Source organism: Micromonospora sp. NPDC004551 (assembly GCF_040609975.1).
GTDB lineage: Bacteria > Actinomycetota > Actinomycetes > Mycobacteriales > Micromonosporaceae > Micromonospora.
Genome location: NZ_JBEXLM010000005.1, coordinates 25,923 through 40,803, shown reverse-complemented (window position 1 = coordinate 40,803; position 14,881 = coordinate 25,923). Strand labels below are relative to the sequence as shown.

Here is a 14,881-nt window from a genome sequence, read left to right as displayed (position 1 = left end):
CCCGCCCGCGGAACACGGGCCGCCCGCCGGCCCACCAGGAATGTACGCCGCACCGCTGCCCGCCGCCCGCCGGGAACAGCCGGGTCCCGGCCGGCGCTGAACCGGGTCGGTGACCAGCGGATACGGTGAGAGGGGAGGTGACGGCGGTGACGACAGGCTGGGAGGCCGCGGTCGAGGCGCAGATCCGCTCGGCCCAGGAGCGCGGGGAGTTCGACAACCTGCCGGGTGCCGGCAAGCCGATCCCGGGCCGGAACGTGCCCTACGACGAGGGCTGGTGGATCCGCAGCTTCCTGGAGCGCGAGGACCTGCCCGGCGATCTTCTCCTGCCCACCCCGCTGCAACTGCGCCGCCGCATCGAGAAGCTTCCCGACGAGATCCGGGACCTGCCCACCGAGGACTCGGTGCGAGCCCACGTGGCGGCCCTCAACGCCGAGGTGGTGGCCTGGCTGCGCACGCCCGTCGGCCCCCGCGTGGTGGTACGCCCGGTCAACGCCGACGACACGGTCCGCGACTGGCGGGCCGCCCGGGAGCGCGCCGCTGCCGAGCGGGTGACCGCCGCGGCGGACCCGGCGACCGTCCCGGCCCCGCCGCGCCGCCGACCGTGGTGGCCCTGGCGGCGCCGCTGATCCACCGCCGTCGGGGGACCACCACCCCCGAGCCGGTGGTCCCCCGACGGCGGCTGCTCAGGCCGGCCCGACGCCGGGACGCGGCGCTCGGGTGGCCGGCAGCAGCAGCGCGGGCAGCGCCGCCAGCAGGGTGAACCCGAGCACCCACCAGAACGTCGCCCCGAACGCGGCCGCCCGCCCGGCCACGTCGGCCTGCCCGGCGCCGACCGACCCGAGTGATGAGTTGTCGCGCCCGCGGCCGTCACACCTAGGACGGGACACGACGAGGCGGAAGGATGACGTGATGAGTGCGGACACGCGGCTGGAGGAGCTGGGCGTGAGCGGTCTGGGCGAGGTCGACGAGCCGGCGTTCTCGGGGCTGGCGGAGCGGCACCGGCGGGAGCTGCACGTGCACTGCTACCGGATGCTCGGGTCGTTCGAGGACGCCGAGGACACCGTGCAGGAGACGTTCCTGCGCGCCTGGCGGCGGCGGGAGACCTTCGAGGGGCGGTCGACGTTCCGGGCCTGGCTCTACCGGATCGCCACCAACGCCTGCCTGGACCTGCTCGCCCGGTGCCGCCCGGAGCCCGCGACCGGCGGCGAGGTGCAGTGGCTGCAGCCATACCCGGACCGGCTGCTGGACGAACTGCCCGCGGGCGACGCGGACGCGCCGGAAACCCTCGCCGTGGCGCGGGAGACGATCGAGCTGGCGTACCTGGTCGCCGTCCAGCACCTCGCGCCCCGCCCGCGGGCCGTGCTGATCCTGCGGGACGTGCTCGGCTGGCCGGCCAAGGACGTCGCCGAGCTGCTCGGGGACTCCGTCAACTCCGTGAACAGCGCGCTGCAGCGGGCCCGCGCCGGCATGCGGGAGCACCTGCCCGCCGAGCGGCAGGACTGGACCGGCGGCGAGCAGGACGCCGGAACGCGCGAGCTGGTGCGCCGATTCACCGACGCCAGCGTGGCCACCGACATTCCCACGCTCGCCTCGATGCTGCGGGACGACGTCCGGTGCTCGATGCCGCCCACGCCGGGCCTGCACATCGGCCGCGACGCCGTGGTGAACGACTGGATCAACGACGGCTTCGACGGCATGACGGGTCTGCGCGCCGTCCCCACCGCCGTGAACCGGCAGCCCGCCGTCGCCTTCTATCACTGGCGGAAGCGCGAGGGCGCGTACCTGCCGCTGACGATCGACGTCCTGCGCATCACCGGCGGGGCCATCACCGAGATCGTCATCTTCCACGACGACCAGTTCCCGCGGCTCGGGCTGCCGGAGCGCCTGCCGGCGGACGGCACGGAGTAGTCCCCGTGCGGACGCTCGCGCTGCGCGGTGGCGCGCGTGTCGGGGTGGTCGCGGCGGAATGGCGCGACGCGTTCGGTGTCGTCACCCGCGGGCGGGTGCAGCTGGAGCTGCGCGACGGGGCGCCCGGGCCGGTCCTCGGCCGCGACGCCGGGTTCTGGCTCAGCGGCACCGGGGTCCGCGCCCTGCGAAACCCCGGCCGTCGCACGGCCACGGTACGCATCGTCGCCCGCGCGCCCAGTCCTCGCACCGACCAGTCACCACACCCCCGTACACCAGCTGCCGAAGATTCGAGGAGCGACATGACCAGCATGAATGACACCGGAGCCGTCGCGGCGCCGGACCGGACCAGCCACCTTCACCGACTGCGCGGGCTCGCCGGTGTCGGTCTCGTCGCCACGCTCGCGGCGATGGCGGCCACCACCCTCGCCGCCGCGCTCGCCCACGCCGCCGGCGTCGACTTCGAGGTTCCCGACGGTGGCGAGACGATCCCGTTGCCCGGGTTCGCCGTGGTGACCGGCTTCTTCTCGGTCGTGGGCGTCGTCATCGCCGCCGCGCTTCTTCGGTGGAGCGCCCGCCCCGCCCGGCGATTCGTGTGGACGGCGGTGTCGCTGACCGCGATCTCGCTGCTCCCGCCGCTGCTCTCCGGGGCGGACACCGCCACCACGACCACCCTTCTCGGGCTGCACCTCGTTCCGGCGGCGGTGATGATCCCCACCCTGGCACGGGGCCTGCGCGCCCGGACCGACTGACGACCCGGCACCGGAGACAGGCGGTGGCTTGAGCCGGGATCTGACCTCTCTGGGGTCGGCACCCCGGCTCAAGCCGAGCCCGGGACACCTACGCCTGCGGTGACTGCTCCGGCGGCTGACCGGGCGTGCCGAACCAGCGGGCGAGGTGGTCGTCCAAGTCCTGCTGGTCGTCGCCGATCCACGCGACGTGGCCGTCGGGGCGTAGCAGGACGCTCGGAACATCCAGTTGCGCACCGGGGTCCCCGAGGTAGTCGACCCGGTCCGACCAGCCGCCGACAGTCAGGCGTTCGGTGCGGTCCAGCAGCAGGCCGCGGCCGTGGTGCAGCAGACCGTAGAGGCGGCCCGGTTTCACGTCGATGTCGGGCAGGCGCCGGCCGAGCAGGTCGGGCCCTGCGCCGAAGTCGTAGCGGACGCCGATCGCGGTGATCTTCTCGATGAGGTAGCGGTTCACCTCGTTGAAGTCCATCAGTTCGGTGAGCAGCCTGCGTACGGCCCGCGGGCCCGGTTCGGTGGACAGCAGTTCCATCTGGGCGCGGGTGTTGGCCAGGACGTCCTCGGCCACCGGATGACGTTCGGCCTGGTAGGTGTCCAGCAGTGTCTCCGGCGCCCAGCCGCGGACCTGTGCGGCCAGCTTCCAGCCGAGGTTGAACGCGTCCTGGACGCCCAGGTTGAGGCCCTGTCCGCCGATGGGTGGATGGATGTGCGCCGCGTCGCCGGCCAGCAGCACCCGCCCGACCCGATAACGTTCGGCCAGCCGGGTGGCATCCCCGAAGCGGGACAGCCAGCGCGGGGAGTGCACGCCGAAATCGGTTCCGGCGACGGCGCGCAACTGTTGCTTGAAGTCCTCGAGCGTGGGCGGCTCCGCACGGTCGCTGACGCCCGCGGCGGGCACGACGACGCTGTAGACACCTGCGCCGAACGGCCGGAGCCAGAACCGGTGCTGGGTCTCGCGGATTCCGGCCACCGTCGCGGCGACCTCCTCCGGCGGCACACCCACCTCCATCTCGCCCATCAGCGTCTCGGTCCGCGAGGCCACGCCGGGAAAGCCGACGCCGAGCAGTTTGCGCACCGTGCTGCGCCCACCGTCACAGCCGACCAGGTAACGCGAACGCAGCTGTTCCCCGTCGGCCAGCTCGACCGTCACACCCTCGTCGTCCTGTGCGAAACCGGCCACCGCGCGGCCACGCCGGACCTGCGCGCCCAGCGCGACCGCGTGTTCTTCGAGCAGGCGTTCGATGACCGGCTGCGGGATGCCCAGCAGATAGGCGTGCGCGGAGTCCAGGCCCTCGGGCGCGGGTTTGTTGATGGCGGCGAAGAAGCCGGCGGCCGGCCGCCGGCGACCATGTTCGACGACGCGCTCCAGCAGCCCGCGCATCGCCATCAGCTCGAGACTGCGCATGTGCAGACCGACGATGCGGACGAACGACTTGGGTTCGGTCTCCTTGTCCAGTACGAGTACCCGCACGCCGTGCAGCCGCAGTTCGGCGGCCAGCATCGCGCCGGTGGGCCCGCACCCGGCGATGATCACGTCGAACAGCAGGGGCGGGCGATCGGCGCCGGAGGCCGGCGAGGGGAGTCCGGGGACGTCGACCACGGTGGTGTCGCGCTCGGCCGTGTCGGTCGATGACGGCTCGGCGGCGAACTGCGAAGAGTGCATAGGTGTTGCCCTTCGGGGATGCCTGTTGGCGAGGCGCTCCCGGCGACACCTAGGTCGATCGCCCGGCCGTGACGGGAAGGGGGAGCACCCACTTCGATACAGCGTTCATGGGTCTGACCTCCTCGGGCGGCGTCACGGGCACCTGCAAGCTACAAGCCGGAGCATCCTCCCGTCCACCGCTTTCGCCCGGAGCACCTCCCCAGCCAATTACTGGATTACTGGTAACAGCAATGCTGTAAATAAGCCGGACAAAGACCGCGAACCGGCCATGCATCATAATGACAGTTCTTGTGCGTAAGGAATCACGCTGTTGTAAGCGGCCGCGGGACGGAGTCACACTCGCCGCGCCGGAGGGTTCACCGCGGTATGCCCAGGCGATGCAATGGTGTTCCGATGGACGACGGTGAGCGGCTGGCCGCGCGCTTCGAGCAGCACCGACCCCGGCTGCGGGCGGTCGCCTACCGCATGCTCGGCTCGCTGGCCGAAGCGGACGACGCCGTCCAGGACGGACGTCAGCGCGTCAATCCCCGAGGGCGGCGTGGTGACCGGACTTCGCCTCGGCCACCTCGGCGGCTCGGCGCTCCCGCCATCGCCTCTGCGCCTCGCTGTTGCAGCGTCGACAGACCTTGCGGAGGCGGCCGGTGGCGGGGTCCGGCTCGCGGTCGTGCCCGTTGCGGCACTGTGGCTGCTGCCTGCGCCGGCGGCAGTTCTCGGCGTGGCTGAGCTGACGGAGATGGGTCGGCTCGATGCAGTCGGGGACGCCACACAGGTGATGCACCTCGAGGTCCGGCCGGTAGCCGCCGACGAACACCGCGTAGGCCGCGACGTGGGCCCATGCGCGCCCGGCGAGCTTCTGGGGCACCCCACGCCGGCTGCCGTAGCCGCGCACGATCAGGCAGCCGGTCGGCAACCGTTCCGACCGCCCGAGCAGGTATGCCTTCAGGGACTCTTCATCGAAATGCCGGGAGAGGCCGGTCACCTGCGACAGCACGGCGCGAGCATAGGGAGGGGCACCGACGGCCGCCGGCCGAGGGGTTTACTGGCCCAGGCGGCAGTGCGGAAGTGTGCGGGAGGGAGTGCGCGGGGCGCGGGCGTTCTCGGCGAGCGCGACGTCGAGGAACGCACCGACCCCGACCTGGGTGGCGTCGGCGAGCCGGGCGATGAGCAGCAGTCGCCGCCGCAGCGCCTCCGGCTCGCCGGACTCCGCCGGCCGGCGGCCGCCCGGGTACGGCGACGCCCGGCGGCGGGCCCCCGGGGAGGCCGGAGCCTCGTCGTCGAGTTGCGCCGCCAGCAGCGGCCAGACGTCCTGGCCCTCGGGGTCGAGTTCCTCGACGAGCAGTGCGGCGGTGTCGCCGAGAACATGGTGCGTCCACGGGTGGGGCAGCCGCGTCAGCCGGTCGACCGCGGCGTCGACGCCGGCCAGGTCCGACTCGTCGGCCGCCCGCACCCCGGCCATCACCGCGTTCCACAGCTCCTGTTCCGCCGGTGTCGGCGGGTGCCACATCGCCATCTTCGCTTCGCTCCGCTTCTGACCTGCGAGGGGTCAGGCGTCGAGAGTTCTCCGGCGGCCGGTGCGCCGCCCCGGGTCGGGGGTGGCCGGCACGGGCCCGTAGGAGGGCGAGACCCGTGCCGGCCGCGGTGATCACCCCAATCACCGCCTTCGCGCCGCCGCGGGCGGCCGGCCCGCGGTGACGTCGTCTCCGGTGGCGGGCGGACCCGGTCGGGGCACCCACCACCGTGAGTCAAGTGTGCACGATATTGAACTGTTTATGACGATCCGAAGGTGTGTGTCGTATGTGTTCACGTCCGCACCGGAGTCGTCTCGCGTTCCGCCGTGGTGGGGCGCGGCAGGGGCGGGTGCGCCGGGTGCCGCCCGGTCGTACGGCGGGGCCACGGCAGCAGCCGTGGTGGCCGCCGGGCGCTGAGGTCCTCGATCCAGCCGAAGGCCAGCACCACGCCGGTGATCAGCACCAGGGCCACCGCCAGGTAGCCCACCTGGCCGATCCGCCAGACGCCGATGGCGTCGCCCGCGGCGAAGCAGACCGCGATGGCGGCGTTGTGCCAGAGGTAGATGGTCAGCGCGCGGCTGTTCAGGGCGGTCACCAGCCGGTCCAGCGGACGGATGCGTGACAGCCAGCCCATGGGCGGCGCGGCGCGCAGCAGCACCAGCACGAACGCCAGTGACCAGAACGCCTGCGCCACCGGGATGTCGTTGAGGTCGCGGCCCGCCTCGGGATGCGTGACCAGCCAGCCGACCGCCACGCCCAGGCAGAGCACCGCCAGGCCCAGCAGCGCCCGCAGCGGGAGCCGCCCGAGCCGGCGGTCGTGGTGGGCGAAGCCCACCAGCCAGCAGGCGGCGAACGTGGCCAGGTCGGTCAGCACCGACTCCACCGGCCCGTCGAACCCGGGCGCCGCGGTTTGGAGCAGCACCACGCCGGCCAGCGGCACGACCACCGACCACAGCGGCCACCGCCGGTGCAGCGCCAGCATCGCGGGGGAGAGCAGCACCAGCCAGAGGTACGTCACCAGGTACCAGAGCACCCCGGTCACGTCCGCCGCCCACGCGCTGCCCGGCGGCTGCACCAGCGGTACCGCCCAGCTCAGCAGCGCCGGCCAGGCGGGCCGGTCGGACCAGCCGTGCCAGATCATCAGCGGCAGGAGCACCAGGGCCAGGGCCCACAGCCCCGGCAGCAGCCGACGCAGCCGGCCGCTGACCGCCCGCTCCGGCGTACGGTCCAGCGAGCGGGCCATCAACGCGCCGCCGAGGGCGAACATCACGCCCATGGCGGGGAAAACGAAGCTCAGCCAGGCCGCGCCGAACATGTGGTACGCGATGACCCGGCCCAGCGCGAGGGCCCGCAGGGTGTCGAACCAGCGGTCCCGACCCGGCCGGGCCGCGGCGCCGGGCGGCACGGGCGTCTGCTCGGCCACGTCGCCGGCCCGCTTGACCCGGCGCCAGCCCAGCCGGGCGCCGGTCAGCGCGGTGACCATGGACCGGGCCAGCACCAGGTACATGAGCTGGCGGTAGGCGAACTGCTGGATGGGCAGGGTGAGCAGCGGGCGCAGCGGTTCCCGGTCCAGTTTGAAGGCCACCGCCGCGGTGAGCAGCTGCACGGCCAGCATGACCAGCCACGCCACGGCCGTCTTCGTGGTGTCCAGGAAGAACAGTCCGTACACGGCGAGCAGGTCGAGCACGGGCCCGAGCAGGGGCAGCAGCACCCCGAACAGGGCGAGCATCGGCAGGCCGAAGCGGCCGAAGCGGGCCCCGGCGCCGCGGTCGCGCAGGGCACCGCGGTGCTTCCACATGGACTGGAGGGTGCCGTAGCTCCAGCGGTAGCGCTGCCGCCACAGGTCGCCCACCGAGGCGGGCGCCTCCGTCCAGGCCCGGGCCCGGTCCTGGTACACGACGCGCCAGCCGGCGCGCAGGACCGCCATGGTCACGTCGGTGTCCTCGGCCAGGGTGTCGCCGCTCATCCCGCCGACCTCGGTCAGCGCACGACGGCGGAAGGCGCCGATCGCGCCGGGAACGGTGGGGATGCAACCGAGCTTCTCGTAGAACCGGCGGTCCAGGCTGAAGCCGATGACGTACTCGATGTGCTGCCACTTGCCGAGCAGCCGCCGCCGGTTGGCGACCTTGACGTTCCCGGCCACCGCGCCGATGTGCGGGTCGGTGAACGGCTCGACGAGCCGCCGGATCGCGTCCGGCTCGAAGACGGTGTCCGCGTCGACGGTGACGATGATGTCGTGCGAGGCGTACAGGAGTCCGGTGTTGAGGGCGGTCGCCTTGCCGCCGTTGGGTTTGCGGATGACCCGGACGCCGGGCAGGCCGAGGGCGTCGACGAGGTCGGCGGTGCCGTCGGTCGAGCCGTCGTCGACGACGATCACCTCGATCCCGGGGTGGTCGTTGGCGACCAGGGACCGGACGGTGGCGACGATGCCGGCCCGCTCGTTGTAGGCGGGCACGATGACCGTGACCGGCGAGGTCGTCACCCCCCAGGGCCAGCGGTGCGTCCGCCGGCGCCGGGCCAGCCGGCCGGCCAGCAGGAGCAGCATCAGCGTCCGGGTCAGCATGAGCAGCCCGACGACCACGAAGAGCAGGGCCAGGCCGAGCAGGGCCCCGTCGGCCAGTCGGATCGCCCAGCAGACCGGGGCGGCCCGCCAGCGTTCCGCGGTGGACGCCGGGACGTTGCCGGCGTACGCGGCCGTCTCGGGTCGGGCCCGGTGCAGCCCTCCGCTGATCGTGGTGAAGGTGTAGCCGCGGGCGCGCATCGACGGGATGTACCGGTCCAGGGCCGCGAGGGTCTGCGCGCGGTCCCCGCCGGCGTCGTGCAGCAGCACCACCGCGCCCGCGTCGCCGGTCGGCGTCATGTTCCGCACGACGGTGTCCACGCCCGGCCGGGCCCAGTCCTCGCCGTCGAGGTCGTTGACCACGGTCAGGTAGCCCTGCCCGGCGGCCCGCCGGATCACCGGCCAGTTGGCGTCGTCGACGGCGCTGGGCACCGACGAGTAAGGGAAGCGCAGCAGGCTGGTGCGGACGCCGGCGGCGTGCACGATGGCCATCTGCGTCTGCGCGTACTCCATCCGTTGCCGCCAGGCGGGCAGCAGGCTGACGTCGGGGTGGGTGAAGGTGTGCACGCCCAGTTCGTGGCCCTCGGCCACGACGCGGCGGGCCAGATCCGGATGGCGGGCCACCTGGGACCCGATGACGAAGAAGGTGGCCGGGGCCTGGTGCCGGCGCAGGACGTCGAGGACCTTGGGGGTCCAGGTCGGGTCGGGCCCGTCGTCGAAGGTGAGGGCGATGGTCCGCGCGGGCATCCGGTAGGTACGGGGCTGGTCGCCCCGCGCGTCGAGCAGCGGCCCCCCGCTCAGGATCTCCGTGGGCACGGTGACCTGGTCCTCGCCCTCACGGACGTGGTCGGGGCGGAAGCGGGCGTTCGCGTACGCCTCGACCAGCAGCACGGACCCGACCACGAGGGCCAGCGACGCGACGACGAACCGGCCGGCGGTGCGACGGTTCCGGAGGGTCATCCGATGCCCCCCGGAACGGTCCCGGGCAGTATGGGCGGAATGGTGCCGGGTTCGGTGGTCGCGGACGGCGCCGGGGTGACCGGCGGCGTCGGGTCCTTCGGCGGCACGGTCGGCGCCGTGGTCGGCGCCGTGGTGGGAGCGGCGGGCCCGTCCTCCGGTGGCACGCCGACCGGGGCGGGGTCGACCGGCCGGGGTGCCGGTCGCTCGTTGCCGGCGGCGCGTTGCGCGACGGCCGGCGCCCGTCGCGCCTCCGCGGTCCTCGTCGAGCGTGGGGCCGGCGCGGGCGACAGGGCGACGACGGGCGGGCGGGTGGCTTTGCCGCTCGGCGCGCCGCCGACCGACACCGGGCCGGGCAGCAGCGGTGTCGCGGGGCCCGGAAGCAGGGCGGCGGCGGCCATCGGCAGGTAGCTCAGCGAGGCCACCGCGACCAGGACGCCGGCGCGCCGGATCCGTCGCCGGCGGGTGCCGGTGGCGTCGACGAAGACCGGTCGGGCGGGTCGGGCGGGTCGGGCGAGGACGGTGGGGTTCGGAGGGTGCGGGCGGCCGATGAACTCGTCGAAGGAAATACGCGAAGCCACTGGCTGAGGCTATTGGGGAGCTTGTGGGTGTATGTCCCGGATTGAAAGGTGAGGACGGAGGCCGACCTTTCACCATTCGCATATCCGGAATCACAGGTATATCCGCCCCAGACGACGCAGGGACGCCCTGAACAGACAAAAAGGATGAATATCCACATTATTCCGCGGGCCACCCGCTGCCGGGGTGACCCGCGGACGTGGTCGGTCAGGGCTGGGTCCGGTCCTCGATCTCGGTGCCGGACTCCCCGGGCCGGGCGCCGATCGCCTCCTCGGCGGCACGCCCGCCGGTGCTCTCGTCACCCAGGGTCAGACTGCTGCGCGGCAGCCCGGACAACCCGGCCGGGTCCTGGATGTCGCCCCGCACGCCCCGGTCGTCCTCGGCACGGTCGTCGATCTCGGTGCCGGATTCCCCGGGCCGGGCGCCGATCGCCTCCTCGGCGGCACGCCCGCCGGTGCTCTCGTCACCCAGGGTCAGGCTGCTGCGCGGCAGCCCGGACAGCCCGGCCGGGTCCTGGGTCGGCTGGTCCGGCCAGTCGGCGGTCTGCGCGCCCGCGCCGCCGGCGGACTCCCGCCGTCCGACGCCCTGCGCGTGGTACGCGCCCGGCACGCCGGGGTCACCCGGATCGGCCAGGCTCGTGTCGACCGGCCGGGCTTCCGGGTCGGCCAGCCCCGCGCGGCGCAACATGTCGACCAGCTCGTCGTGCGGCATGCGCTCGGTGTCCGTTATTCCGGCCCCGCGCGCGATGGACCGCAGGGTGGTCAGGTCCTGATCTGCGAAGGTCTCGGCCATGCCGGTGCCTTCCCGGCGCCCGAGAGAAGGAAACCTGTCAGGCCCGGGCGCCACCCAGTCCCAGCAGCACGGCCAGGCCGAGCGCGCTGCGCGGGGCGTACGGCACCCGCCACAGGCCGCCGTGCGCCGCCGCGTACGCCTCGTCCCGCCACGGGTGGTCCTGGGCCGGACCACCCCCGGTGCGCAGGTCGTGCACGAGCAGCGCGGCCATCAGGGTGTTGCTGGTGGCCGGCTCGAACACCTCGATGCCGAACCGGTGCGCCCCGGCGTACGCGGCCGCGAGGGCGCGGTTGCGCAGCACCGAGCGGGTCCGGGTGGGCGGGGCCACGGTGAACGACACGGTCGTCCCCGCGTCCCGGGCCACCGCCGCCCGCCAGCGTTGCAGCCGCTTGGCCAGCGCGTAGTTGGGCCCCTGCTGCGGCACCAGGCTGTCGTTGATCCCCGGGTCGGCGCCGGGCGGATAGTTGCGGTGCAGCAGCCGGCCGCCGGAGAGCAGCCGCAGCGACCGGCGGGCCAGGCCGCGGGCCGCGTACCCGCGCTCGGCGTGGGCGACCGCCTCGGCGGGCACGGCGTACACGTCGGTGGGGGTGGCCAGGAAGGCCAGCGCGGTGTCGGGGCGGCGCCGCCCGAGGTGGACGGTGAGCGCGTCGACCGCGGTGGCGACCCGGACGTTGGTCGCGCCGTCGGCGTACACGTAGTTGCCGAGCACGAGCCGGCCGTCCAGGCCGTCCAGCCAGCGGGCGGCCTGCGGCAGGCGGTGCAGCAGGTCGGCGCCGGCGCCGGCGGCGAGCGCGGCGTCGTCGGCGCCGGCGCCGGCGGCGAGGGCGGCGTCGTCGGCGCCGGTGCCGGGCCGCACCGGAACGTGCAGCCGGCCGCCGTGGCGCTGCGCGGTGCGCAGCAGGCGGCGCCAGATCTCCGGGCGGGGCAGGTCGACGGCGACCACGTCGCCGCCCCAGCGCAGCACGGACGGCAGCGGGCCCATCTCGGCGCCCGCGCCGAGCACCACCATCCGCAGGTCACGCAGGTCGAGCCAGTCCGGCTCGGCCTGCACCGCGCGCACGGCCTCGGCGCAGCTCGGCTCGATCACGCCCGCGTCCACCCAGGCGTCGAGGCGGCGGCGCAGGTCGTCGCCGCGCAGGCGCTGCCCGCGGTACGGCACGGACAGCTCGCGCTCCACCGGGCCGGCGCCGGTCACCGTGGCGGTCTCCAGCGGTGGCTCCGGGTCGGGCAGCGCGCACGCCTCGTCCAGCGCCACCTCGGCGCCGTCGGCGGGGACGTAGCGCATCCGGGTGTGCAGAGCGGCGAGCCCGTCCCGGGCGACGGTGAGCGCGGCCTCCCGGGAGAGCAGGCCGGCCTCGACGAGCCGGCGGAAGTGGCCGAGGTAGCCGTGGCGCCAGTCGGTCTCGTGCTCGGCCGAGCGCGCGCCCACCGGGTCCACCGCGCGCAGGGCGTCGGCGACCACCGCCCGCCCCAGCGCCGTCGTGCTGCGCCGGCCGTCGCCGGTCGCGGGGAACACCACCCCGGTCGGGCCGTCCACGGCTCACCTCCTGCTCGCCCGGCCGCCGCCGGCCGTGGGACAACTCTGCCGTATCGGCCGCGTCGCCGCCCGCCGAGGGGCCACCCGCCGGCCCGCTCAGGTCACGGTCCGCGCACGGATCGGTCACGACGATCGCGCTTGGGTCTCGGCTCGATCACGGCGGGATCGGCCGGTCGTGGCCCTGCGTCGATGACCACGACCCGTTCCCCACCCCTCCGGAGGAGTCATGGTCCACATCAGACGCTCGGTGCTGCTGCTGGCGGCGTTGGCCACCACCGTGACGGTCGGCGCCTGCACGGCCGACGGCGGCGGCCGGCGCAGCGACGCCGCACACGGGCCCGCCCGTGGGCCGCGCGCCGACGCGGCACCCGGGCCGACCCGCCCGGACGCCCGCGCGCCCCGCTCCGGCGACGAGACCCGGGCCTCGGACGACCCGCTGTCCACCTTCGCCCTCGACGTCGACACCGCCTCCTACGGCTACGCCCGCCGGCTCATCATGGACGGCCGGCTGCCGGAACACGCCACGGTGCGGCCGGAGGAGTTCGTCAACTCGTTCCGCCAGGACTACCCGCAGCCGGCCGGCGACGGCTTCGCGGTGCACGTCGACGGCGCCCGCCTGCCGGAGACCCACGAGGCCGGCGGCGACGAGCGGCTGCTGCGGGTCGGCCTGCAGACCCGCGCCGAGGACGAGCAACGCCGCCCGGACGCGGCGCTCACGTTCGTCATCGACGTCTCCGGGTCGATGGGCGAGCCGGGCCGGCTCGACCTGGTACGCGACGCCCTGCACACGCTGGTGGATCAGCTGCGCCCCACCGACTCCATCGCCGTGGTCGAGTTCAGCAACACAGCCCGGGTGATCCGGGAGATGACCCCGGTGGCCGACGCCCGGCCGCTGCACGACGCGATCGACTCGCTGCACACCCGGGACAGCACCAACCTGGAGGCCGGCCTGGTGCTCGGCTACCGGGTGGCCCGCGACGGCTTCCGCCCCGGGCGGACGAACCGGGTGATCGTGCTGTCCGACGGCCTCGCGAACACCGGCAGCACCGAAGCTGAGCCGATCCTGCGCCGGGTGCGCGCCGAGGCGGAGAAGCAGATCGCCCTGCTCGGAGTGGGCGTCGGCAGCGACTACGGCGACGAGCTGATGGAGCAGCTGGCCGACCGGGGTGACGGCTTCGCCGTCTACGTCAGCGAGCGGGAGCAGGCCCGCGAGATGTTCGTGCGGCAGCTGCCGGCGACCCTGAGCGTGCGGGCGCTGGACGCCAAGGTGCAGGTGACCTTCGCGCCGCAGGCGGTGCGATCCTACCGGCTGGTCGGCTACGACAACCGGGCGCTGGCCGACGAGGACTTCCGCGACGACCGGGTCGACGGCGGCGAGGTGGGCCCCGGGCACAGCGTCACGGCCCTGTACGCGGTCCGGCTCGCCGAGGGCGCGTCCCCCTCGGACCGGATCGCCCAGGTGCAGGTGCGCTGGACCGACCCGGCCGAGCGGACGCCGGCCGAGACGTACGGGTCGGTGACCGTCGCCGACGTGCAGGGCAGCTTCGCCACGGCGTCGCCACGGTTGCGGGCCTGCTACGCGGCGGCCTGGTTCGCCGAGACGCTGCGCGGTACGGAGTCCGACGGGCCGGTCCGGCTTACCGACCTGGCGACCATCGCCGACGGGGCGGCCGCCGCCACCGAGGACCCCGAGGTGCGGGACCTGGCGCGGGTCATCCGCTCCGCGGACGAGCTGCGCTGATCCGGCGTCGGCCGGCGCCGGGCAGGGGAGGCGCCGGCCGGTCGCCGGGTCAGCGGCGGGCGGGTTTCCGCTCCGGGGTCGGGCGGCCGCGCTCCGGATCGACCCCGACCTGCACGGCGAGGCCCGGGTCCACGGCGAGCAGCGGGCGCGGCCCGAACAGCGCCATGGCGGTGAGCAGCTGGTCGGTGCCGCGATCGCGCCAGGTCGGCCGTCGCTGCGGGTCCAGCTCGGCGTGCTCCCGACGCAGGCGGCGCACCAGGCGGCGGGCCGCGGCGCCGGTCTCCGGCACCTCGCACAGCCACCAGCCGCCCAGGGCCGTGGCCAGGCAGCACAGCAGCAGGCCCACCACGGAGGCCGGCCCGCCCGCGTCCCGCCCCTCGACGGCGCTGTCCACCAACCGGGTCACCCCGACCGCGGCGACCGCGAACAGCGGAAGGGTGCCCAGCGCGACACGGCGCCGCTGGGCGGGGGTGAGTAGCCAGCCGTCCCGCACGAGCCGGCCGACCAGCCGGCGCAGCGCCCGGCCGACGCCGGGGTCGGCGAGCACGGCGGCCCAGGTCTGCGGCCGGTGCAGCGCGGCGTGCAGGGCGCGGACCAGCGCGGGTGACCGGGGCGGCGGCGGGCCGTCCACCGACAGGGTGGCCAGCTCGCCGGGGCGTACGACGCCGGCGCGGTGCAGCGCGGCCACGGCCACCTGGCAGGCCAGCAGGGCCCGGTCGGTGAGGTAGGCCAGCTCGATCGTGTCCGGGGTGGCACCCCGGGCCCGCCGGCCGGTCAGTTCCCGCGCGGCAAGGGCGACGGCGAGCGCCGCGGCGACCGCCCCCAGGTAGTCGAGGAGGAAGAGCGGTCCGCTGACACCCCAGAGCATGGCGACAAGTATGGCCCGACCGCAC

Annotated in this window: 12 protein-coding genes and 2 pseudogenes; 5 read left to right on the top strand and 9 right to left on the bottom strand. The window is 74.6% G+C overall.

Annotated features, from left to right (window positions below; translation table 11 throughout):
• The first annotated feature begins 146 nt into the window (after positions 1-146).
• A complete protein-coding gene (locus ABZW14_RS08225; protein WP_355341752.1) occupies positions 147-626 on the top strand; it encodes a DUF1992 domain-containing protein in 480 nt (159 codons plus the stop codon).
• 57 nt (positions 627-683) lie between these two features.
• Here the strand turns inward: ABZW14_RS08225 and ABZW14_RS08220 are convergent, their stop codons facing one another.
• Positions 684-812 carry a hypothetical protein gene (locus ABZW14_RS08220; RefSeq protein ID WP_355341749.1) on the bottom strand — a complete coding sequence of 43 codons (129 nt, stop codon included), beginning with the start codon at positions 810-812 and terminating at the stop codon, positions 684-686.
• Positions 813-909: 97 nt separating this feature from the next.
• Between ABZW14_RS08220 and ABZW14_RS08215 the strand changes: the two genes are divergently transcribed.
• On the top strand, positions 910-1,908 hold the full coding sequence (locus tag ABZW14_RS08215; protein WP_355341746.1) for an RNA polymerase subunit sigma-70: 999 nt from the start codon (positions 910-912) through the stop codon (positions 1,906-1,908).
• A gap of 5 nt (positions 1,909-1,913) precedes the next feature.
• Positions 1,914-2,657, top strand: a complete 744-nt coding sequence (locus ABZW14_RS08210; protein ID WP_355341743.1) for a DUF6069 family protein — start codon at positions 1,914-1,916, stop codon at positions 2,655-2,657.
• A gap of 88 nt (positions 2,658-2,745) precedes the next feature.
• Here ABZW14_RS08210 and rox read toward each other — a convergent pair whose 3' ends face one another.
• Positions 2,746-4,194: a rifampin monooxygenase gene (gene rox, locus ABZW14_RS08205; RefSeq protein ID WP_355342410.1), complete on the bottom strand. Its 1,449-nt coding sequence runs from the start codon at positions 4,192-4,194 to the stop codon at positions 2,746-2,748.
• 513 nt (positions 4,195-4,707) lie between these two features.
• On the opposite strand from rox, the pseudogene ABZW14_RS08200 reads away from it, so the two are divergent.
• Positions 4,708-4,839: pseudogene (locus ABZW14_RS08200) on the top strand (sigma factor); the annotation flags it as partial.
• Here the strand turns inward: ABZW14_RS08200 and ABZW14_RS08195 are convergent.
• From ABZW14_RS08195 to ABZW14_RS08170, 6 genes and pseudogenes are all read right to left on the bottom strand, one after another.
• A complete protein-coding gene (locus ABZW14_RS08195) occupies positions 4,835-5,305 on the bottom strand; it encodes an HNH endonuclease (RefSeq protein ID WP_355341740.1) in 471 nt (156 codons plus the stop codon). The pseudogene ABZW14_RS08200 and the gene ABZW14_RS08195 sit on opposite strands and share 5 nt — an antisense overlap.
• Before the next feature lie 45 nt (positions 5,306-5,350).
• On the bottom strand, positions 5,351-5,824 hold the full coding sequence (locus ABZW14_RS08190; protein ID WP_355341737.1) for a hypothetical protein: 474 nt from the start codon (positions 5,822-5,824) through the stop codon (positions 5,351-5,353).
• Positions 5,825-6,114: 290 nt separating this feature from the next.
• Positions 6,115-9,342, bottom strand: a complete 3,228-nt coding sequence (locus ABZW14_RS08185) for a glycosyltransferase (RefSeq protein ID WP_355341734.1) — start codon at positions 9,340-9,342, stop codon at positions 6,115-6,117.
• A complete protein-coding gene (locus ABZW14_RS08180) occupies positions 9,339-9,920 on the bottom strand; it encodes a hypothetical protein (protein ID WP_355341731.1) in 582 nt (193 codons plus the stop codon). Before ABZW14_RS08180 ends, ABZW14_RS08185 begins: the two co-directional genes overlap by 4 nt.
• A gap of 445 nt (positions 9,921-10,365) precedes the next feature.
• Positions 10,366-10,710 (bottom strand): annotated as a pseudogene (locus ABZW14_RS08175) (hypothetical protein); the annotation flags it as partial.
• 37 nt (positions 10,711-10,747) lie between these two features.
• Positions 10,748-12,247 (bottom strand): hypothetical protein, encoded by a 1,500-nt coding sequence (locus tag ABZW14_RS08170; protein ID WP_355341728.1) that lies wholly within the window; start codon positions 12,245-12,247, stop codon positions 10,748-10,750.
• A 226-nt stretch (positions 12,248-12,473) separates the two neighbouring features.
• Between ABZW14_RS08170 and ABZW14_RS08165 the strand changes: the two genes are divergently transcribed.
• Positions 12,474-13,988, top strand: coding sequence for a von Willebrand factor type A domain-containing protein (locus tag ABZW14_RS08165; RefSeq protein WP_355341725.1), 1,515 nt, complete (start codon positions 12,474-12,476; stop codon positions 13,986-13,988).
• 49 nt (positions 13,989-14,037) lie between these two features.
• Here the strand turns inward: ABZW14_RS08165 and ABZW14_RS08160 are convergent, their stop codons facing one another.
• Positions 14,038-14,856, bottom strand: a complete 819-nt coding sequence (locus tag ABZW14_RS08160; RefSeq protein ID WP_355341722.1) for a TIGR04222 domain-containing membrane protein — start codon at positions 14,854-14,856, stop codon at positions 14,038-14,040.
• Between the last annotated feature and the right edge of the window lie 25 nt (positions 14,857-14,881).